General features: G+C 50.4%; 18 protein-coding genes. 13 read left to right on the forward strand and 5 right to left on the reverse strand.

Features of this window, described 5'->3' with window-relative positions; all coding sequences use genetic code 11:
• Positions 1-45 precede the first annotated feature (45 nt).
• The 13 genes from BFJ94_RS17730 to BFJ94_RS17790 all read left to right on the forward strand — a co-directional run bounded on the left by BFJ94_RS17730 (position 46) and on the right by BFJ94_RS17790 (position 13,809).
• Positions 46-372: a PadR family transcriptional regulator gene (locus BFJ94_RS17730; protein WP_120463851.1), complete on the forward strand. Its 327-nt coding sequence runs from the start codon at positions 46-48 to the stop codon at positions 370-372.
• A complete protein-coding gene (locus BFJ94_RS17735; RefSeq protein ID WP_120463852.1) occupies positions 369-980 on the forward strand; it encodes an HAAS signaling domain-containing protein in 612 nt (203 codons plus the stop codon). Before BFJ94_RS17730 ends, BFJ94_RS17735 begins: the two co-directional genes overlap by 4 nt.
• Positions 977-1,927 carry a DUF4097 family beta strand repeat-containing protein gene (locus BFJ94_RS17740; protein WP_120463853.1) on the forward strand — a complete coding sequence of 317 codons (951 nt, stop codon included), beginning with the start codon at positions 977-979 and terminating at the stop codon, positions 1,925-1,927. The genes BFJ94_RS17735 and BFJ94_RS17740 overlap by 4 nt, the downstream gene beginning before the upstream one ends.
• 186 nt (positions 1,928-2,113) lie before the next feature.
• Positions 2,114-3,457: an Nramp family divalent metal transporter gene (locus BFJ94_RS17745; RefSeq protein WP_120463854.1), complete on the forward strand. Its 1,344-nt coding sequence runs from the start codon at positions 2,114-2,116 to the stop codon at positions 3,455-3,457.
• A 245-nt stretch (positions 3,458-3,702) separates the two neighbouring features.
• Entirely contained in the window at positions 3,703-4,995 is a 1,293-nt protein-coding gene (locus tag BFJ94_RS17750) for an ArnT family glycosyltransferase (protein WP_120463855.1), read from the forward strand.
• On the forward strand, positions 4,992-5,696 hold the full coding sequence (locus tag BFJ94_RS17755) for a glycosyltransferase family 2 protein (RefSeq protein ID WP_120463856.1): 705 nt from the start codon (positions 4,992-4,994) through the stop codon (positions 5,694-5,696). Before BFJ94_RS17750 ends, BFJ94_RS17755 begins: the two co-directional genes overlap by 4 nt.
• Positions 5,697-6,044: a DUF2304 domain-containing protein gene (locus tag BFJ94_RS17760; protein WP_120463857.1), complete on the forward strand. Its 348-nt coding sequence runs from the start codon at positions 5,697-5,699 to the stop codon at positions 6,042-6,044.
• Complete coding sequence (locus BFJ94_RS17765) at positions 6,028-6,375, forward strand: EamA family transporter (RefSeq protein WP_120463858.1); 348 nt, start codon at positions 6,028-6,030, stop codon at positions 6,373-6,375. Before BFJ94_RS17760 ends, BFJ94_RS17765 begins: the two co-directional genes overlap by 17 nt.
• Positions 6,376-6,612: 237 nt before the next feature.
• The gene (locus BFJ94_RS17770) at positions 6,613-8,379 is read left to right on the forward strand and encodes a sensor histidine kinase (protein ID WP_120463859.1); all 1,767 of its coding nucleotides are present in this window, start codon (positions 6,613-6,615) and stop codon (positions 8,377-8,379) included.
• Positions 8,376-9,938: a helix-turn-helix domain-containing protein gene (locus tag BFJ94_RS17775; protein ID WP_229716925.1), complete on the forward strand. Its 1,563-nt coding sequence runs from the start codon at positions 8,376-8,378 to the stop codon at positions 9,936-9,938. The genes BFJ94_RS17770 and BFJ94_RS17775 overlap by 4 nt, the downstream gene beginning before the upstream one ends.
• Positions 9,939-10,596: 658 nt before the next feature.
• Entirely contained in the window at positions 10,597-11,946 is a 1,350-nt protein-coding gene (locus BFJ94_RS17780; RefSeq protein WP_120463860.1) for an extracellular solute-binding protein, read from the forward strand.
• Positions 11,947-12,040: 94 nt separating this feature from the next.
• A complete protein-coding gene (locus tag BFJ94_RS17785) occupies positions 12,041-12,916 on the forward strand; it encodes a carbohydrate ABC transporter permease (RefSeq protein ID WP_120463861.1) in 876 nt (291 codons plus the stop codon).
• Positions 12,917-12,978: 62 nt separating this feature from the next.
• Positions 12,979-13,809, forward strand: coding sequence for a carbohydrate ABC transporter permease (locus tag BFJ94_RS17790; protein WP_229717236.1), 831 nt, complete (start codon positions 12,979-12,981; stop codon positions 13,807-13,809).
• A 397-nt stretch (positions 13,810-14,206) separates the two neighbouring features.
• On the opposite strand, the gene BFJ94_RS17795 is transcribed toward BFJ94_RS17790, so the two are convergent.
• The 5 genes from BFJ94_RS17795 to bcaP form a co-directional block, all read right to left on the reverse strand.
• Positions 14,207-16,093, reverse strand: a complete 1,887-nt coding sequence (locus BFJ94_RS17795) for an ABC transporter ATP-binding protein (protein ID WP_120463862.1) — start codon at positions 16,091-16,093, stop codon at positions 14,207-14,209.
• A complete protein-coding gene (locus BFJ94_RS17800) occupies positions 16,090-17,820 on the reverse strand; it encodes an ABC transporter ATP-binding protein (protein ID WP_120463863.1) in 1,731 nt (576 codons plus the stop codon). Before BFJ94_RS17800 ends, BFJ94_RS17795 begins: the two co-directional genes overlap by 4 nt.
• Positions 17,821-17,860: 40 nt before the next feature.
• Positions 17,861-18,310, reverse strand: a complete 450-nt coding sequence (locus tag BFJ94_RS17805) for a MarR family winged helix-turn-helix transcriptional regulator (RefSeq protein WP_229717235.1) — start codon at positions 18,308-18,310, stop codon at positions 17,861-17,863.
• A gap of 167 nt (positions 18,311-18,477) precedes the next feature.
• Complete coding sequence (pdaA, locus tag BFJ94_RS17810) at positions 18,478-19,299, reverse strand: delta-lactam-biosynthetic de-N-acetylase (protein WP_120463864.1); 822 nt, start codon at positions 19,297-19,299, stop codon at positions 18,478-18,480.
• An 80-nt stretch (positions 19,300-19,379) separates the two neighbouring features.
• Positions 19,380-20,795, reverse strand: a complete 1,416-nt coding sequence (bcaP, locus tag BFJ94_RS17815; RefSeq protein ID WP_120463865.1) for a branched-chain amino acid transporter BcaP — start codon at positions 20,793-20,795, stop codon at positions 19,380-19,382.
• Between the last annotated feature and the right edge of the window lie 201 nt (positions 20,796-20,996).

Here is a 20,996-nt window from a genome sequence, read left to right on the forward strand (position 1 = left end):
TCAGTACCAAACTAACACAACTACTAGAAAATGAGGCGATGATTTTTGGATATTAATGTTCAATTCAAAAAGGGCGCCCTCGAACTCTGTATATTGGTACTTATTCACGAACGCGACCGATACGGATACGAGTTGGCTCAATCTGTCTCAGAATACATCGAGGTCGCTGAAGGAGCGCTGTACCCCCTACTGAGAAGACTTGTGAATGAAGGGCACTGCACAACGTATTTACAGGAATCAACAGAAGGACCGCCCCGTAAATATTATCAATTGACCTCAGAAGGTGAATCCCATATGAAGAAGTTAATCATGGAATGGAAGCATTTCGTAAAGAACGTATCAGCCTTGATAGAGAAAGGAAGCCAGTCATGAACAAAAATGAATTTCTCTCGACCTTGAGTGCGAATTTATCCATACTGCCGCCAGAAGAACGCGATGAGCTGATGAATGATTATGAGACCCATTTTGCTTTCGGCTTGCAAAACGGAAAAACGGAAACGGAAATCGTTCAAGAGCTCGGTGATCCTCAGGAGCTTGCTCGAGAGGCCATCGGCGAGCGGCGTTTTCCGCAGGGCCCGGTTTACTGGTTCGCATCCAACCCTAACCAGGAGCAACCACAGCAACCTGCTCCCGCTGTTCCTGCGGCAAGCCCTCGCAGCATATTTGCCACAGTGATGGTATGCATCGGACTTTTCTTTGTAGATATCGTTGCCATTTCATTCCTTGCCACTCTCTGTTGCTTCGGCTTAAGCTTCATCCTGGTCGCCGCTTCAGGTATTTTAAGCCCAGTTTTAGTGTTGCTTGATTATATGATGCATGGGGCTTTCTTCCCCGCCAAAGGCTTCGCCTCGATCGCCTTCCTCGGGGTGGGTATCCTGTTCGCAATGCTCTCCTCCTACGTTATCAAGGGATTGCTAGTGATCAGCCGCAAATTCTTCGATTGGAACATGAGCGCAATTAAAGGAGGTAATACGAAATGAGAAACGGTAAACGCTGGTCTTTTCTGGCCATAGCTCTAATCCTTATCGGCGTTGCTGGTATGGCATATCAACATTTTGAGTTTGAGGATGACCTGCCGTCCTATAGTCAGAAGCTGACTTTTAACGAACTAAATTCCTTAACTATAGATAGCAGCTACGATGTAGATGTGAAGTTCATCAAGAGTACAGAGGGTACGGATTATATTGAAGTGAACGGCAATATGCAGGAGGACACGATCGACAAGCTGAAGAATGCCGATACATCGGCTAAGGATTTCACACTGGATCTCACCCGGAAAAATAAATGGAGCTTCATCAATATTTCCTTCCAGTCTAGCAAACAACGTATAACCGTGGCACTTAAAGATCCAGCTAAGCTGGACCGTTTCACCACCAAGCTAGGAGCTAACAATGGCTCCTTATCCGACATACGGGCTGGCAGTATCGACATCGCTGGTACATCTGGAAATCTGAAGGCAAACGGGGTTACCACCGATCAATTCAATGTCAACTTCACCTCAGGCAATATTAAAATCACTGACGTTAAAGGCGACACGGAAATCAAGCTCACCTCCGGCGATATCAAGATTACAAACCTGGACGGGGCGGCTACACTTCAGGCAACCTCGGGGAATATCAAAACGGAGAAAATAACGGGCACGGCCAATGTTTCCCTGAAATCAGGGGATATCAAATTTAATGATTTTACCGGAGACGGTGTCTTTAAGAGTACTTCAGGCAATATCACTCTGGACAATCAGCGTTCAGACTCACTGGATATCAGCATCACATCCGGCAATGTTACCCTTTCTTCCGATCCCGGCTTCAAGGGAGTGTATGACTTACGCACCACCTCAGGAAATGTGCGGGCTCCCGAATCTCCAGATCAGACGCAGGACGTGATCAAGATCAGAGCGACCTCCGGCAACATCAAGATCAAGAACTAATATTGGAAAAGGCTTCAGGTTCTTCCTGAAGTCTTTTTTTATTGATCCGGGAACCTTAATAATACCTGCGATTCTTCTTAAAAATAATTATAAATTACCTCTTGCTTTTCTCGTTAATAGGAGTAAAATTACTCTTGTGTTTACCAAGGGAAACTTTTTTGTACATAGGAAAAGGGAGGGACGACCATGGAAAAAGAAAAGTTCTTGCACAAAACACAAAACGGCTTAAGTCTGGCTGAAATTAATAACACTGTACCTATCCCCGAGAATGCAAGCTTCTGGCGGAAGCTACTGGCATATACCGGTCCCGGCGCGTTAGTCGCCGTTGGATATATGGACCCCGGCAACTGGGTTACCTCGATTACTGGCGGCGCTCAATATGGTTACCTGCTCTTGACTGTCATTCTGATCTCCAATCTGATCGCTATGCTGCTGCAGAGTATGTCCGCGAAGCTAGGGATTGTGACTGGCATGGACCTGGCTCAAGCGACGCGCCTCAGATCAGGCAAGAAGCTCGGCTTCGTGCTATGGATTATCACCGAATTGGCTATTATGGCGACAGATATCGCCGAGGTCATCGGCAGTGCTGTTGCACTCAATTTATTATTTAATATTCCGCTGCTGCTCGGTGTCATTATCACTGTACTCGACGTGTTCCTGCTGCTGATTCTGGCACGCTTCGGCTTTAGAAAAATCGAGGCCATCGTGGCCACCCTAATCGCCACAATCCTAGTTATTTTCTTATATGAAGTCATTATCTCGCAACCGGATGTCGCTCATATGTTCGGCGGATTTATTCCTAAACCAGAGATCGTCACCGATAAGGGAGCCTTGTTCATCGCTCTCGGGATCGTCGGAGCTACGGTCATGCCGCATAATCTGTATTTGCACTCTTCCATCGTTCAGGCGCGTCAATATGACCGTAATAACCGGAAGGCCCTTAAGGAAGCTGTCAAATTTGCTACGATTGACTCGAACATCCAGCTGTCGATCGCTTTCGTCATCAACTGCCTGCTGCTCATTCTCGGCGCTTCCCTGTTCTTCGGCTATGGCGGAGAATTGGACACCTTGGGACAGCTCTACCGGGCATTGAATGATAATGCGATCGTCGGAGCTATTGCCAGCCCGGTGCTTAGTGTCCTGTTCGCGGTGGCCCTGCTCGCTTCCGGGCAGAACTCGACCATTACAGGTACACTGACCGGACAGATCGTCATGGAAGGCTTCATCCGCATGCGGATGCCTCTGTGGGCAAGAAGAATGATCACTCGTGTTCTGGCCATTATTCCGGTTATTGTATGTATTATCCTGTTCGGGGACACCGAATCGGTCGTAGAGCATCTGTTGATCTATACTCAAGTATTCCTGAGTGTCGCTCTGCCTTTCTCGATTATTCCACTTACGCTCTTCACCAGTGATGAGAAATTGATGGGCGAGTTCAAGAACCGGAAATGGGTCGTTATTCTAGCCTGGATCATCGCTGCGGTTCTCACCGTGCTGAATATATGGCTGATTATCACTACTTTCCAATAATTCGGATAGACACGCTGTTGATGTCGCATAGAAGCTCAAGCAAGAATCAGTTGCTTGGGCTTTTTCGTGCTCTAGTGGGAGCCGTAACTTTATACTAGAGTAAAACGTTATTATAAAGGCTGTCTAAGGCTGTAGCGAACGGATTTAAGGGAAATTTGGTTGAATATCCCTATTTATGGGTATAAAATCATTTAAGTATGATCATTTAAAAATTGGAATCTATAATAGAGATGGAGTTGAACCTTATGTCAGGAACAGAGACGATGAGTCCCTTGGCAAAAAAGTGGTTGATCGGTTTAATGCTCCTCGTAGCTGTTGCCTCATGTGCCATAGTTCTTATATATAACAACTATTTCTTCCTGGGCAATCCGGATCATCCCGACAATGATGATGTGAAATACATCCAGACCTCGCGTCTATTATTAAATGAAGGCGTACTCGCCTATAATACGAAGGACAAGCCCTCCGCTTTTATTATGCCGGGGCTGCCGTTGATTCTGTCTGGACTGATGGCGGTGTTCGGGCAGGACCAGGGCGGTGTGATCGCCTTTCGTATTTTTCAATGCCTTCAGCAGGTATTATCGGTCTATTTAATTTTCTGGATCGGCAGGCGGACATTCAACGTGCGCACCGGCTTGATTGCGGCGACGATCAGCGCCTTCTATTTGCCGGATTATTTCTCTTCCGGCGTCATCCTAACCGAGACGACCTTCCGCACCCTGCTGCTGCTGCTCGTCTGCGTGACTATTCTGGCGATGGAGCAGAATCGGACACGCTGGTATGTGCTGATCGGTATACTCACCGCCGCCGCGGCCTATTTCAAGCCGCATGCCACGCTCTATCCGGCTGTTTTTCTGATCATTTGGTGGAGGAATAAGCTGCCTTGGCGCCTGATACTGAAATATACCGGACTGATGGTCGGCGTATACATCGTGCTGCTAACGCCATGGTGGATAAGGAACTGGCTCACCTTCCATGAGTTTATTCTGTTCACCAATTCTGCTGGCAGCCCGTTCCTGCTGGGCACAAGAGTCTACTGGAAGCTTCCACCCGCTGGCTTCTTCGAAACCCATCCGGAATATTCGCCGGATACTTTATTCCAAGGGGCCGACCGGAATGCTATCCGCAGAGGACTGGACGTCATCGCCTACGGCTTCACCCATGAGCCGCTAAAATATATCTATTGGTACACGCTGGGAAGATGGGTTGAGCTCTATTTCCATCCCTTCTATTCCCGGCCCATCTGGCCGATTAGTCGGCCTGTAATGAATGTTCTGCAAATCGCTCTGATGCTCTGGAATATGGCTGGCATCACCTTCGCGCTGATCAAACGCCGGTACCGCCGCCTGCTCCCGCTTCTGCTTGCGCTATGTTATTTTACGGTGATCTATATCCCGTTCATTGCCTTCAACCGCTACGGCTACCCTAATATGGCGCTGCTGATTCTGTTCGGAGCTTGCCTGATCGATCAGGCCATCACCTCCTATACCCACCGCACGCGGAGTGATTTGGAGAAGAGGAGGTTAACAACGTCATGAGAACACTTGTAATTATCCCTGCTTATAATGAGGAGGGCAGCATTGCCTCGGTGATTGAGGATATCCACCGCAACGCTCCTTCGGTCGATATTATCGTCATTAATGACGGCTCTAGCGACCACACGGAGGAGATCGCCACGCAGGCGGGCGCTCGCGTGCTGACGATGCCCTATAATGTCGGGATCGGCGGTGGGATGCAAACCGGCTACATATACGCCCAGAGGATGGGCTACGATATTGCCGTGCAGATGGATGCCGACGGACAACACCCGGCTGCAGAGCTGCCGAAGCTGATCGAGCTGGCCGGGAAATATGACCTGGTCATCGGCTCCAGATATGTAGAAGCGACGGATTACCGGTCACCTGTGCTTCGTCGTACCGGCATTCTGTTCTTCTCTGCGCTCGTCTCCCTGGTGACCCGCCAGCGCTTTACCGATACGACGAGCGGATTCAGAGCGGCGGGCCGCAAGGTGATCGATCTCTATGCCGACTATTATCCTATCGATTATCCAGAGGTGGAGTCGATCGTCTACCTGAAGCGCAAAGGTTGCAGCATCACTGAGGTGCGGGCGGAAATGCATGAGCGTAAGGCGGGCCGCTCCTCCATCACACCGCTCAAATCCGTATATTATATGATCAAGGTTACGCTGGCCGTGCTCATGAGCGCGCTGCGTTTCAATCGGACGGCGGTGAGTAAATAGATGTCGATCTATGTGCTGTCGGTAGTGATCGCCGCCCTGTTCCTGCTCTCTATTCTTGAGCTGGTCAGAAGGCAGAAGCTGAAGGAGCAGTATTCCCTACTCTGGATTCTATTCAGCTTAATCCTGCTGATCATTTCATTTAATGTCAGTCTGGTCGAACGGATTGCAGAATGGCTCGGTGTCAAATATGCGCCTGCCGTTCTATTCCTGTTCGGCCTCTTATTCTGTTTCGCTATTATACTTCACCTTACAATCGTCATTACGAGACTTAGTTCACAGGTGCTGCGCCTGACGCAGGAAGTGACGATTATGAAGGAACGGGAGGATCTCCATGGACAAAATGATTAGTTATCTGCTGCTGCTGGGCAATATCGTACTACTGGTGACCGGACAAGTACTATTCAAGATCGGACTCGGCCGATCCGGCGGCCTGCATTGGGGCAAGATTATTACTTCCCCGATGATTATCGGCGGTGTTGCCCTATACGGTATCGCAACTCTGCTCTGGTTCGCCGTGCTGACCCGGCTCCCGTTAAGCGTGGCCTACCCCATGCAAGCCTTCGCCTATGTTCTTGCTATGATCCCGGCCTATTATTTATTCAAAGAGACGATAACACCGCTGAAGCTGGCTGGCGTCATCGTGATTCTGATCGGCGTCTATATGCTGGCCAAATCTTAATCCTCAGATTTACCGAATACCTCAAAAACAAGGGCAGAACGAATCTAACGAAACTCCCTATCGCTAGCGCTAAATCCGGGCTTTCAGTTGCTATTTGCGCTAAATAGCGATATCCTGTTTCGTTAGAATTCCCCCCATATTTCCACGTTTACCTGCTATCATTCATATTTCTCCCTTCTCAATGCGATGGATTCCGATATAATAGATGATAATTTTAATACCAAAAGAGGGATAAATATGAAGCGCTGGCTGGCAAGTTCACTTAAGCACAAACTATCGTTCATGCTCGTCTGCTCGCTGCTGATTCCACTGCTGCTGCTCGGTGTCGTCTCATATCGGCTAGCCTCGTCCGTCACAGAGGAGAAAGCAAAGGAATCGGGAACCAACACCCTGCGCCAAATCCGTACCAATTTGGAGTTCATCGTGCTGGATGCAGAGAATATGTCGGTCTTTCTGATCGGGCATAGCGATACGCAGAAATATCTTACTCGCAAAGACAATGACGCCAATGAATACTTAAGCATGATCGGCTTCCTTACTAACTTGGCCTTCTCCAAAAAATACATATCCGACATTACGATCCAACCGAACGGTACAAGACCTGCCCTATCTACCTTTTTCAATTACACCGTTACCCGCTCCGGAGCGCCAGATCCAATAGAGTTAAGTCCCGACTATTATACAGAGTATTCCAAATACTGGACCTCCCTGTATGAGAATGAGACGATTAACGGCCCGAAGCGAGTGATCTCATTGATGCGGCCGATTCGCGATATTAATAACTTCCGGACACTCGGGAATCTGACGATCAGCCTCAATGAAGAGGTCATTTCCACTTATCTGAAGACATCAGGACTGGTCAGCAATGGATACGTCCTTCTACTCGATGCCGACGGAGTTATTATTTCGGGCGGCGAGCCGAAGTGGCTCAAGCATAAAGTCACCGAGCTGTTCCCTGGCTTAACCATCCCGCGTGATGGCGTACATGTAAGCGGTTACGGCGAGGGTGAGGATAAAAAGACGATCCTGTTCGATCAGATCCCCAATGTGCACTGGACATTAATGGGGGTAATTCCCTACAGCGAATACAGTGCGCAGAACCGTTTTGTGTTGTCGCTGACGGCTATAGCGTTAACCATCTCGACGCTTCTACTAGTCGGACTGGTGCTCTATCTAGTGCATCGTGTCACAAGGCCACTCTCCCGCCTGTCCGCTGTACTCAAGAGCGCCAATCCCGATGGAGAAATGCCCCGCTTCCCGGTCACCACGACGGATGAGGTCGGGCAGCTTATGCATACCTATAATAAATTCAGCAATCGAATCACTCATTTGACGGAGCAGGTCAGAGAGAATGAAGCCCGGAAAAAAGAGGCAGATATGCGGGCGCTGCAGGCGCAGATTAATCCTCATTTCTTATACAACACGCTCTCTTCCGTCCATTGGATGGCACTGATGAATAAGGATGAACGAATTGCAGAGATGGTCGGCTCACTGAGCGACTTCCTCAGATTTAGCCTGAACAATGGCGAAGAGTTCTGCGCCATATCGCAGGAAATCGCCCATGCCCGGCACTATGCGCAAATCCAGTCGATCCGCTTCCCCGATCAATTCGCGATCCATTTCATGATTCATCCTGACTTGGATCAGCAAATGATGCTGAAGCTGCTGCTGCAGCCCCTTATCGAGAACGCGCTAATCCATGGCATTCAGAAGAAACAGGAGCCAGGATTGATCCATGTTATCGCGGATTATATAGATGATCGTATACGGTTCACCGTCGAAGATACGGGGGTGGGCATGGAGCGGGAAGGTTTAAGAGCATTGCAGCGGCAGCTTGATTCTGCGCTATATGGGGATGATGCCTCGGGCAGCTATGGACTCCGCAATGTTCAGCGCAGGCTGGTCCTGCATTATGGATTAGATTCTCGTCTTACCATTGACAGCATACCGGGGCAAGGCACCAAAGCGACATTTACTATACCGGTCAGGGAGGCATCGCAATGATTCGATTATTAATCGTGGATGATGAAGTCATTATACGCAATGGACTAAGCTCGGTCATAGATTGGGAGGGACTAGGCTTTACGCTGCTCGCCCCAGCCGCATCTGCCGAGGAAGCTCTGGAGCGCTTGATAGAGGAGAAGCCTCATGTCATCTTGACTGATATCCGCATGGCCGGCCAGAGCGGGCTTGATCTGGCCCGCGAGGCGCATTTATTCAACCCGCAGATCGAGACGGTTATCCTGACTGGGTATGATGATTTCAAATATGCACAGCAAGCGATCCGCTTCGGGGTCAGCGATTATTTGCTGAAGACGAGCCGGCCAGAGGAAATCATCAAAACGATGATGAAGGCGAAGCAGCGTATATTGCAGCACCGTGAAGAAGAACGTCAGGATCATACCCATCGGGTGATCTACCGTAATCGGCTACTGGAACGCCTGCTAACCGAGTCGGCGCGGGAGGATTCCCTGCCCCCTGAGTGGGCGGAGCATTTACCGCAGATTCAGCTGTCCCCTGTGGGCGGCGAATCGCTGCAGGTAGTGATTATTAAGACCAGTGGCTGGGGGACTCAGCCGCAAATCCGCAGCCTGCTGCTCTTTGCCGTAGACAACTGCCTGAATAACCTGCTGGAATGCGAGACGCTTCTGCGCAAGGATGACATCGCTCTGGTACTGAGGAATGCCTCGGCTACGGCAGGCCAAAGGCTACTGAAGCATGCATCCGCACAAATCCGCCAGGCTCTGAAATGTGAGCTATTCGCTGCGATCGGCACCGAGGTCAAGCATATCAAGGATTTGCATAAATCCTATTGTCAGGCATTATATGCAGCTTCGTTCCAGGGCTTGACCGAGACGACGGATAGCGTCGCCTATGAGCAGATCAAGGATCGCAGCGGCGGACGAACCGTCTGCTCCCTCGAAGAGGAGGCCGAACTGGCCAGTCTATTGCAGAACGGAAGTCCCATTGAACTGAAGGCCTGGGCGACGAACATCATCGGCAGACAGCTCCACGACCCGGAACTGACCCCGGATTCCCTGCGGGCCTTCGTGATCTCCATCATCGTATCAGGCCATCGCTGGCTCGAGCGGGTAATGCGCGCCATCGGCAAGGGCGATCTCTCCCCGCTACTGTGCGGCAAGGATCTGCCTGAATCCTTCAGCCTGTTCAACGAACCGGCTGAGACCCTGTTCTCGCAATTGATCACGCTACGCGATGCCTACCATAAATCGGCCGCGGATGGCCCCTCCTCCTATATTCAGCAGGCGGTAGCTTACATCCAGGCGCATCTCGCTTGCAATATCTCGCTGCAGCAGGTAGCTGGAGCAGTGCATCTGCATCCTCACCACTTCAGCGAAGTATTCAAGCGGGAAATGGGCATCAATTATTTGGAGTTCGTCACCCGGGAACGGATGCGCAGAGCCGAGGAACTGCTAACCCAATCCCCGGCCAAAATCAGCGAAATCGCCAAGAGCGTAGGCTACGAGGATATCAAATACTTCGGCCAGCTATTCAAAAAACATACGGGCAAGACCCCCTCCGAATTCCGCAACAAGCCTTGAACTACCGATTTCCATTAGGCCGCAAAAGTCCGGGGGGGCAGACCCGAGAAGGTTGGATGAAGCAGGGGGCGAGGAGCGGAGCGTACGTTATGAGTACGTGAGCACCGGAGAGCCCTGCTGAGTTCAAGATTCGAGGTCGACTTACTCCCTGAGTTACCTAGGGATCAAAGGCGGATTTTTTAAACTCCTAATTTAAATAAAGGTTTAAAAAGTCCGGGTTTCAGACCCGAGAAGGTTGGAGGAAGCAGGGGGCGAGGAGCGGAACGTACGTTGTGAGTACGTGAGCACCGGAGAGCCCTGCTGAGTTCAAGATTCGATGTCGACTTACTCCCTGAGTTACCTAGGGATCAAAGGCGGACTTTTTAAACTCCTAATTTAAATAAAGGTTTAAAAAGTCCGGTTTTCAGACCCGAGAAGGTTGGATGAAGCAGGGGGCGAGGAGCGGAACGTACGTTGTGAGTACGTGAGCACCGGAGAGCCCTGCTGAGTTCAAGATTCGATGTCGACTTACTCCCTGAGTTACCTCGGGATCAAAAGCGGACTTTTTAAACTTCCTCTAAAATCTGAAGATTATCCCCTATGGTGCTGGATAATGCCCCCTTCTCCCCCACAGAGGATGCTCTTATACTGAACCTGAACATATAAAGGAGGGGAAGTCATGAAGAAAGTATGGTTACTCGCATTCATGTTCGTACTTACAATTTCACTAGTCGGATGCTCGGCTGGTAGCAATCAAGCTGCTAATTCCGACAAGACACCGGCTACCACTAGCAACGGGGACTCTGGCAAGAAGAGCGAAGAGAAGGTGAAGCTATCCCTATGGCATAACTTCACAGGCAATGACCTTCGCGCCACGATGATGCGGGACCAGATCGATAAGTTCCAGCAGGAACACCCGAATATCGAGCTGGACATCCAAGCCATCCCGCCGGATGGATACAAAACAAGATTGAAGACCGTGGCAGCAGCCAACGAAATGCCCGATGTATTCATGATGTGGCCCGGAGCCATGACCAAAGAGTTCCATGATGGCAACTTGATTCAACCGATCAATGCCTTGCTTGACAGCAAGCCGGAATGGAGAGATGGCTACATGCCAGGCTCCTTCGATTCCTTCACGATCGATGGCAATATCTATAGCGCCACACTCGGATTGACACCGACATCCATTCTTTTCTATAACAAAGCGATTCTTGATCAATACAAGCTGGAGGTTCCGAAAACCTGGGATGATCTGCTTAATGCGGTAAAAGTCATCAAAGAAGGTGGCCTGACGCCCATCGCCCTCGGCAACAAAGCGGCCTGGCTCGCCCAGTCCAGTATCATCAGCTCATTAGCTGATCGCGTAACCGGGACAGATTGGTTCTTGAAGGCGGCAGCACAGGACGGAGCCAAGTTTACCGATCCCGAATTCGTGCAAGCGCTGACATATCTGCAGGATCTATGGAAGGCTGGCGCTTTCCAGGAAGGCTTCAACAGCATCGACAATACGCAGATGGAAGTGATGTTCGCCCAAGGGCAAGCAGCGATGATGATCGACGGCGGATGGGCGCTCTCCAACCTGGCTGCCAACGCGACTCCTGAGCAATTGGAGGATATGGGCGCGACCGTGCTGCCTTCCATCCCTGGCGGCAAAGGGAATCCGAATTCCCTCGCTGGCGCACTTGGATCGGCCTTCGGACTCAGCAGCAAAGTGGAGGGCAACCGTCTGCAAGCTGCCTATGACCTCATCTATGCCTTATCCGGACCCGAGGTGCAGAAGATGACCCTCGATAGCAGTAACCTCGTCAGCTACAAGGCTGAACTCGACGAGAGCAAAGTATCGCCGATATTCAGCGAAGTCTACAAGCTAGTTAACAGCGTCGAGCGGACTCCGGTATATGACGGCGTAATGACCTCCGCCGGTTCGGATGCAGTGAATAACGGCCTGCAGGAGCTGCTCATGGGCGGAGATCCACAGAAGATCGCGCAGAAGATTCAGGACGCGCAGGCAACTTCCTTGCAATAGTTGAACAGAACATATTTTGGGTAAAAAGAATTCCTTAGTTCAATTCGGAAAGCGCCGTCATAGCGCTTTCCGAAATTGTTTAGGAGGATGGATTATGACAGCAAAGGCCCGTATTCGGGGAGTTATTATAGTCGGTCTTTTGCCGGCCTTATTAGTATTCACGTTCTTCGTAATCGTTCCGATCCTCTGGTCAGCCTGGTACGGCTTCTACGATTGGAAAGGCATCGGAGCGATGAAATTCATCGGCTTTGGCAACTATCTGGAGATTATTAAAGACCCTGTCTTCGCCACATCCCTACGGAATAACTTGATCGTCGTGGCTGCGTCGGTATTCGGACAGGTTCCAATCGCCCTGGCGCTGTCTCTGGTACTAAGACAGAGCACATTATTCCAACGGATCATCCGCTCGGTAGTATTCCTGCCCATGGTGCTGTCCTCCGTCGTCATCGGGATCATTTGGGGCTATATCTACCACCCGCAGATCGGTATCCTCAACTCCCTGCTGGAGTGGATCGGACTAGGTTCATGGAAGCAGGCCTGGCTGTCGAACCCGGACATCTCGATGTATATGCTGGCCATTCCGATCATTTGGAACTTTATCGGTCCGTACATGATTATGTACATCGCCGCCCTGCAGAACATTCCATCCGAGATCGAGGATGCCTCCGCGATAGATGGAGCCAAGCCGATGCGGATGCTATTCTCGATCCGGCTGCCGATGATCTGGGATACGATCAAAGTTACCGTCGTGCTATGTATCTCAGGCAGCCTGAAGACCTTCGACCTGATCTATGTCATGACCGGCGGGGGTCCGGCCCATTCGACGGAATTGCTCGCATCCTATATGTATAACAATACGTTCAGCATCTACCGCTTCGGCTACGGCAGTGCTATCTCTACTTCCATCATTATCATCAGCACCGTCTTGATCGCTGGCAGCCAGCTGCTGATGAGAAGAAATACCCGATAAGGAGGTCTGAGCCGATGATGCAAACCCCGGTCGAACTCAAGAAACCATTGGCGAAGCGCCGGATGTTCCCTAAGGTTAAAATATCACGCGCACTACTGAACATCCTGCTATCTATATACGGCTTTGTCACGCTCTATCCGCTGATCTGGCTATTTCTTAGCGCGTTCAAATCGAACCCGGAATTCTATGAATTTCCCTTCGGCCTGCCTAAGGAATGGCATTGGGAGAACTTCGCCGATGCCTGGAACGTAGCCCGGATGGGAGTCTCCTTCAAGAACTCCTTCATCGTCACCATTGCCGCGCTGATTCTCACTCTGGTCTTCGGGGCGATGGCTGCCTTTGTACTCTCGCGCTTCCGCTTCCGCGGCAGAGCAGCTGCAATGGCATTGTTCCTGCTCGGGATGCTGATCCCGATCCATAGTACGCTAGTTCCTTTATTCATTATGTTGAAAAAGATTCGTCTGCTCGATACTTATGGGGCGCTTATTTTCCCCTATACCGCCTTCGAGCTGTCACTGGCGATCTTCGTCACCATCGCCTATATGTCCTCCATCCCGAAGGAGATGGAAGAGGCCGCATTAATCGACGGCACCGGCTACTGGGGCTTCTTCTTCCGAGTCATGCTGCCGCTGTCCGCCCCGGCCTTGTCCACGGTAGGCATTCTGGCGTTCCTGCGCTTCTGGAACGACTTCGCCTTCGCGCTGGTCTTCATCAGCAAGCCGGCGCTGCAGACGCTGCCGCTCAGCCTGTCCATGTTCGCCACCGGCTACATGACAGACTATCGCCTTACCTTCGCCGCTCTTTCGTTAGCCGTCATCCCGACGATTGTCGTCTACCTGGTCTTCCAGGAGCAGGTGATGAAGGGCATGGTGGCCGGTGCGGTCAAAGGCTAAGCTAGGCGAGTGAGAGGTCAGCTCGAACGAAACACAAAAAATGCCTGCAATTTTGCAGTTTTCAGGCTGCTGAAAAGGTACTAGCCACTCTTCCGGAGCGCTAACGAAACACCATATCGTTATTTTCGCGAAATCAGCACCCTACAAAACCTAACGAAACACCATAACGCTATTTGCCCAAAAATCCACCATTTAGCCGCTAACTTGCCTCAATAACGATACACAGTTTCGTTAGATTTCTAAATCGCTCCTTTTGACGCCAATAGCGATACCCTGTTTCGTTACAACTCAAAGAGGGCAGCAGCCTAAGACAGCGTCAACCTGTACATTCGCTCTAATCAAACAAGGGCAGCCCATCGGTCGAATAACATCAACCTTTGAACTGCCCTTACTTCACTTAGCTAACTTCCTGCCCCAGGCCGCCGCCGGTAAATTGGCTGTTATACAGGTCGGCATAGAATCCGCCCTCGGCCAATAACTCGGTATGCGTTCCCTTCTCGATCACGGTCCCGTGGTTCATAACGAGGATCAGATCGGCATCCTTGATCGTGGAGAGACGGTGGGCAATCACGAAGCTCGTTCTGCCCTTCATCAGCACGTTCATCGCCTTCTGGATATAGACCTCGGTCCGCGTATCGACACTGCTCGTCGCCTCATCCAGAATCAGAATAGCCGGATCAGCCAGAATAGCGCGGGCGATCGTCAGCAGCTGCTTCTGTCCTTGCGAGATATTCGAGGCTTCCTCATTCAGGATCGTATCATAGCCACCCGGCAGCGTGCGGATGAAATGATCGGCGTGGGCTGTCTTAGCGGCCTGAATAATCTCCTCTTCAGTCGCTCCTTCACGTCCATAAGCGATATTATCACGGATCGTTCCGTTAAATAACCAGGTATCCTGCAGCACCATACCGAACAGGCTGCGCAGATCTCCGCGCTTCATATCGGTGATATTCACACCGTCGACCGTAATTCTGCCTTCCGTCACCTCATAGAAACGCATCAGCAGATTGATCAACGTCGTCTTGCCTGCCCCGGTTGGACCGACGATGGCGATCGTCTGACCTTTGGATACATTAATATTCATTTCTTCAATCAATATATTATTCGGATCATAGCCGAACTTCACATGTTCGAAGGCCACATTCCCCTTCGCTTCCGGCAAGGCCACCGAATGATCAGATTCAGCAACCTCCTCTTCCTCATCGAGGATTTCGAAGACCCGCTCGGCAGAAGCCACCGTAGATTGAATGATGTTGGCGATATTGGCGGTCTGTGCAACCGGCTGCGTGAACTGACGGGCATATTGGATAAATGCCTGCACATCCCCGATGGCGATTCTTCCCTTCGTAACCAGAATCCCGCCGACTACGGATACGAGCACATAGCCGATATTTCCGATGAAGCTCATAATCGGCATGATGACGCCAGAGATGAACTGAGCCTTCCAGCCCGCTTGATACAACCGTTCATTGACCTCATTGAATTCATCCAGCGATCGTTGCTCCCGGCCAAATGCCTTGACGACATTATGACCGGTATACATTTCCTCGACATGGCCGTTCAACTCGCCCAATTCCTTCTGCTGCCGCAGGAACTGCTTCTGCGATTTCTTGGCTATCGAGGTGATCGCCACGATGCTAAGCGGCAGGGTCAGTATCGCAATCAGCGTCATCAGCGGACTGATCGAGAGCATCATCACGATGACTCCGATAATCGTCAGCACCGAAGTGATCAATTGCGTCAAGCTCTGCTGCAGCGTGGAGCTGATATTATCTACGTCATTCGTCACACGGCTCAATATTTCACCATGCGTACGGGCATCAAAATACTTCAAAGGCAGGCGGCTCAGCTTGTCATTGACCTCTCTGCGCAGATCATAGACCGTCTTCTGGGCAACCCCAGCCATCAAATACTGCTGAATATAACCAAATGCGGCACTTAATAAATAGAGTCCGATTAGAATAAGGATGATTTGTCCTACATATTGAAAATCAATGGATGCGCCCGGCACACCCTTCATCTTGGCCATAATGCCTTCGAACAGCTTGGTTGTCGCATGTCCCATGACCTTCGGGCTCAGCACACTGAACACTGTGCTCAGGATCGCCATGAGCAGGACAGCCAGGAGCTGCGTTTTATGGGGAGCCAGGTAGTAGATCAATCTTCTCAGCGTCCCTTTGAAATCCTTCGCCTTCTCTACCGGACGTCCCATGGCTCCATGTCCGGCTCCAGGGCCCCTATGACCGCCGCCGCCCATTCTCTCTTTCGATTGTTGTCGGCTCATGCGATCTCCTCCTCTGAGAGCTGCGAATATACGATTTCACGATACACTTCACAGGTCTCCATTAGTTCATGGTGCGTACCGACGCCAGCAATCTGACTCTCATTCAATACGATAATCCGATCTGCATTCAGAACCGTGCTGACCCGCTGTGCGACGATCAAAACCGTCGCTTCCTTGGTCTCATCCTTCAAGGCTGCACGCAGCTTGGCATCTGTCTTGAAATCAAGCGCTGAGAAGCTGTCGTCAAAAATATAGATCTCTGCATCCCGCACCAAGGCCCGGGCAATGGAGAGACGCTGCTTCTGACCCCCGGACACATTCGTCCCGCCTTGGGCAATGGGTGAATCATAGCCCTGTTCCATCTCGGCTATAAATCCGGCAGCCTGGGCAATCTCTGCGGCATGCCGCACTTCCTCATCCGTTGCATCCTCCTTGCCATAACGGATGTTATCGGCAATCGTGCCTGTGAACAACACGGCCTTCTGCGGTACATAACCGATCTTCCGGCGCAATTCCTGCTGTGAGATATCGCGGACATCGACCCCATCGATAAGTATTCGGCCGCTCTCCACATCATAGAATCTCGGGATCAGGTTAATCATCGTTGACTTGCCGGACCCGGTACCACCGATAATAGCCGTCGTCTCGCCCGGATTGGCAATGAATGAAATATTCTGTACCGCTGGCTGCTCCGCCCCCGGATAGCTGAAGGTCACGTCCTGGAATTCAATCTGTCCTCTCAAACTGCTGCTCTTCGCATTAGGCTTAACCGGATCTTCGATTACAGGCTCCATATCCAACACTTCGTTAATCCGTATCGCCGAGGCGGACGCACGTGGAATCAGGACGAACATCATCGACACCATGACGAGCGAGAACATAATCTGCATCGCATATTGCAGGAAGGCCATCAAGTCGCCGACCTCCATATGCCTGGCATCGATCCGAAGCCCACCGAACCAGATGATGGCGACGGAGGATAGATTCATAACCAGCATGACCACTGGCATCAGATAGGCCATCAGCTTATTAACCTTGATCATCGTATCCGTCAAGTCACGGTTGGCCTCATCGAAGCGCTGCTTCTCATGCTCCGTCCGGTTGAAGGAACGGATAACCCGAATCCCCGTCAATCCTTCCCGCATCACCAGATTCAATCTGTCGATCTTCTTCTGAATCGATTTGAAGAGCGGAATTCCTTTTCGGACAATCCCGAAAATAATAGCCGCCAGAACCGGAATAATAACTACCAGAACTAGCGTTAATGTCGCATCCTTAGACACCGCCATAATGACGCCGCCGATGCACATCATCGGTGCCATCATCATCATCCGCAGCATCATGATCAACACCTGCTGAATTTGCGTAATATCATTCGTAGTACGGGTAATCATCGATGCGGTGCCCACTTTATCGAACTCCTCAAGCGAGAAATTCGATACATGCTGGAATACCTTGCCCCGCATCAGCTTGCCAAAGCCCATCGCCGCCTTGGACGAGAAATAGCTGCCGCCAATCGCACATATCATTCCACCGATGGCGACGAGCAGCATATAGCCGCCGACCTTCCAGATATAGGCCGTATCCCCATATACAACGCCGGTATTCACGATATCTGACATCAGCGTCGGCAGGTACAATTCGGCAAGCGACTGAAAGAACACTAGCATCATTGCTGCGATGACCAACCATTTGTATGGTTTCAAGTGTCGAAAAAGTTTCATCATTCCTTGATCATCTCCACTTATCTAAAAATCAATAGTCTTGCTATGACCGGGCTTGCTGCTGATCTAGATATTCGAATACCTGCTCCAGCAAATCGGCCAGCTGACCGCTTTTCTCTTCTCCTAAATAATCGATCAACCCATTAAACCGCCGGGTGTAGGCTTCCTGTGCCTTACGAGTGATCGCTTCTCCTTGTTCAGTAAGCTTAATACGAACCGCTCTGCGGTCCTGCTCATCCGTATAGCGGGTCACCAGTCCCCTCTTCTCCAGACTGCGCACAAGCGGCGTAACCGTCGGGGAGGTCACCTCCATCATATTGCTGATCGCCGAGATCGTAACACCCCGACTATCTTCGCAGCTCACTCTACGGATGATGAACAGCACCTTGATTTCGCTGGACTTCATCCCCTCCAATGCGGGTTTATAGCACCCGACCCTGCGGAAGCGATTGAACACCTCCATCAGGCGCTGGGCTTTCGGCGTATCACTCACAGTACTCACACCTCCTTCAAATTGTTTATATTGTTTAATATTTAGGTATGCTTACTATTTGCATGCCTAATTATATGAGCCTCATATTCCAATGTCAAGCGGACACAAATAAGGACCGTTCCAACGATACCGGAACGGCCCTTATCACCACTATTTAACGATCCATACTATCTTACCAAAGGTCGGAACGGATCGATATCCGAAGAATTCTGCAACGCATCCAGACTCTTGAATTCATAACCTTGCCGCTTGGCCTCATCGATGATGGAGCCCAGTGCAGCCGCATTATCCTTGGAAATGGAATGCAGCAGAATAACCGCACCTGGATGAAGCTGGGACACTACATTTTTATAGGCATAGGCTTCGCCTCGCTGGCTGTTGACATCCCAGTCTTTATAGGCAAGCGACCAGAAGACATTCCTATACCCCATACTGTTCGTCACCGCCAAGGTCCGCTCACTGAATATTCCACGCGGAGGGCGTAGATACTTCATATCGGATTTACCAGTAATACGCGCCGCTTCATCGTTGACCCGATCCAGTTCCTGCTTGATCTCTCCATCGGAAATCGTCGTCATATCCGGATGGCTCCAGGAATGATTGCCCACCAGATGCCCTTCGGCAACCATACGCTTCAATAGCTCTGGCTGGCTTTTTACATAATGACCGGTTACGAAGAAGGCCGCCGGCACCTGTTTGGCCTTAAGCGTGTCCAGGATTGCAGAGGTGTATCCATTCTCATACCCGTTATCGAACGTCAGGAATAGCTCCTTGCGGGAAGTATCTCCAAGGAAAATAGCGTTATGCTTCTCAATAATATCCTTGAAGCCCTCTTCATTAATAGAAGGAAGCTGCCCGCCTACGCTCTTCTTGAACCCGAAATGAAATGCCTTATCAGCGAAGGCGTTAGCAGCGGCACCATCATCCCCCCACGGTACGGAACCGAAGAGACAACTGGACAGGATCGCCACCATCAGGGCAAATTTCATGGTTCGCTCTCTCCCTCATCATAAAGTTGTTCGAACTCCCCATTAATTTCTGCCTTTTGCCGCTACAATATTCACCATGTTTATTTCTGCTTGTTCGCCGCTGTTTGCTGCGCTAATTTACTATGCCTGTGTCCGTATAAATTGTAGACAATCAGACCGAGCACCATCCAGATAAGAAAGGCTGCCCAGGTAATTCCAGGTAGACTAATCAACAAGTAACCACAGCTTAGGATAGCGATCAGTGGGATGACCGGAACGAGCGGCACCTTGAAGGAACGTTGCAATTCTGGATGAGTCTTCCGCAGGATGATAATCCCGAGCGAAACGGAGATAAAAGCAAATAAAGTACCGATACTAACCAAATCAGCCAGTCGGTTCAATGGAATCAGCCCAGCGAATAGAGCGACGATCACTCCCGTTGACCAGATGCTGGTCGAAGGAGCATCTGTCTTCGGATTCAGACGCGATAACCGCTCCGGAAGCAGCCCGTCCCGCCCGATGGCAAACAACAGCCGAGATTGGCCGAATAGCAGCACGAACAGAACGGTTGTAATGCCGACGATCGCTCCCAGGGAGATGAACCCGGCTACCCAATTCTGATGAATAACTTGCAGCGCGAAGGCTACCGGATTTTTCACATTGAGTTGCCCATAAGGAACAATCCCGGTTAATACCGCCGTCACGATGATATAGAGCAACGAGCAAATAACTAGCGACCAGATGATCCCCAGGGGTAAGTCTTTTTGCGGATTCTTCACTTCCTCTGCAGCAGTAGCCACGACATCAAACCCGATGTAAGAAAGGAAAGCTGTCGCTGCTCCTGTAATGACACCACTGAAGCCGTAGGGCATGAAGGGGCTCCAATTGGACGGCTTCACATAGAATGCGCCCACAACTACGAATAGAAGGATGACTGCGATCTTGATGATCACCATAATTGAATTGAGACGTGCCGACTCCTTGCCCCCTCTGGATACGATAAAGGTAAGAAGCAGGACGATAAGGACCGCTGGCAAATCGATATAAGTCCCGTCTGAGGGATGGAAGGCACTGCTTAGTGCGTGGGGAATCTCCCAACCAAATCCCGATAATAAGCCTTGAAAATAACCCGACCAACCGCTCGCCACCATCGACGCAGCAAAGCCATATTCGAGGATCAGATCCCAGCCTAGAATCCAGGCGATCAGTTCGCCAAATGTCGCATAGCTGTAGGTATAAGCGCTGCCTGATACCGGTACCATCGAGGCGAATTCTGCGTAGCATAGCGCACAGAATGCACATACAATTCCGGCCAGTACGAAGGAGAGAATTAAGCCTGGACCTGCATGGTTAGCCGCGGCCACGCCAGTTAATACGAAGATTCCTGTACCGACCACACAGCCCACGCCAAGCATCGCCAGGTCGAACACGCCTAGTTCTTTTTTTAATTGTCCCTGACTTGCAGCTTGCTGCTCCTCAATCATTGAGGGTATAGACTTTCTTCTGAAGTAATTCATGCTCGCGTCTCTCCCAAGTAATTTTTTTCAACAGGACTATAATTTTAGCAGACTTTTCGGTCCTCGATAGAAAAAAACAGCTCAATTATTGTGTCCAAATTTGAAAAATTTTCAGAAGAGGTGAATATTTTCATAAATATTTCCTGATCAGCACCCGAGAAGAGATGCAACATTGTATAGCGAATAAATGCTAATATACAC

The organism is Paenibacillus aceti (genome assembly GCF_003614185.1).
GTDB classification, from domain to species: domain Bacteria; phylum Bacillota; class Bacilli; order Paenibacillales; family Paenibacillaceae; genus Fontibacillus; species Fontibacillus aceti.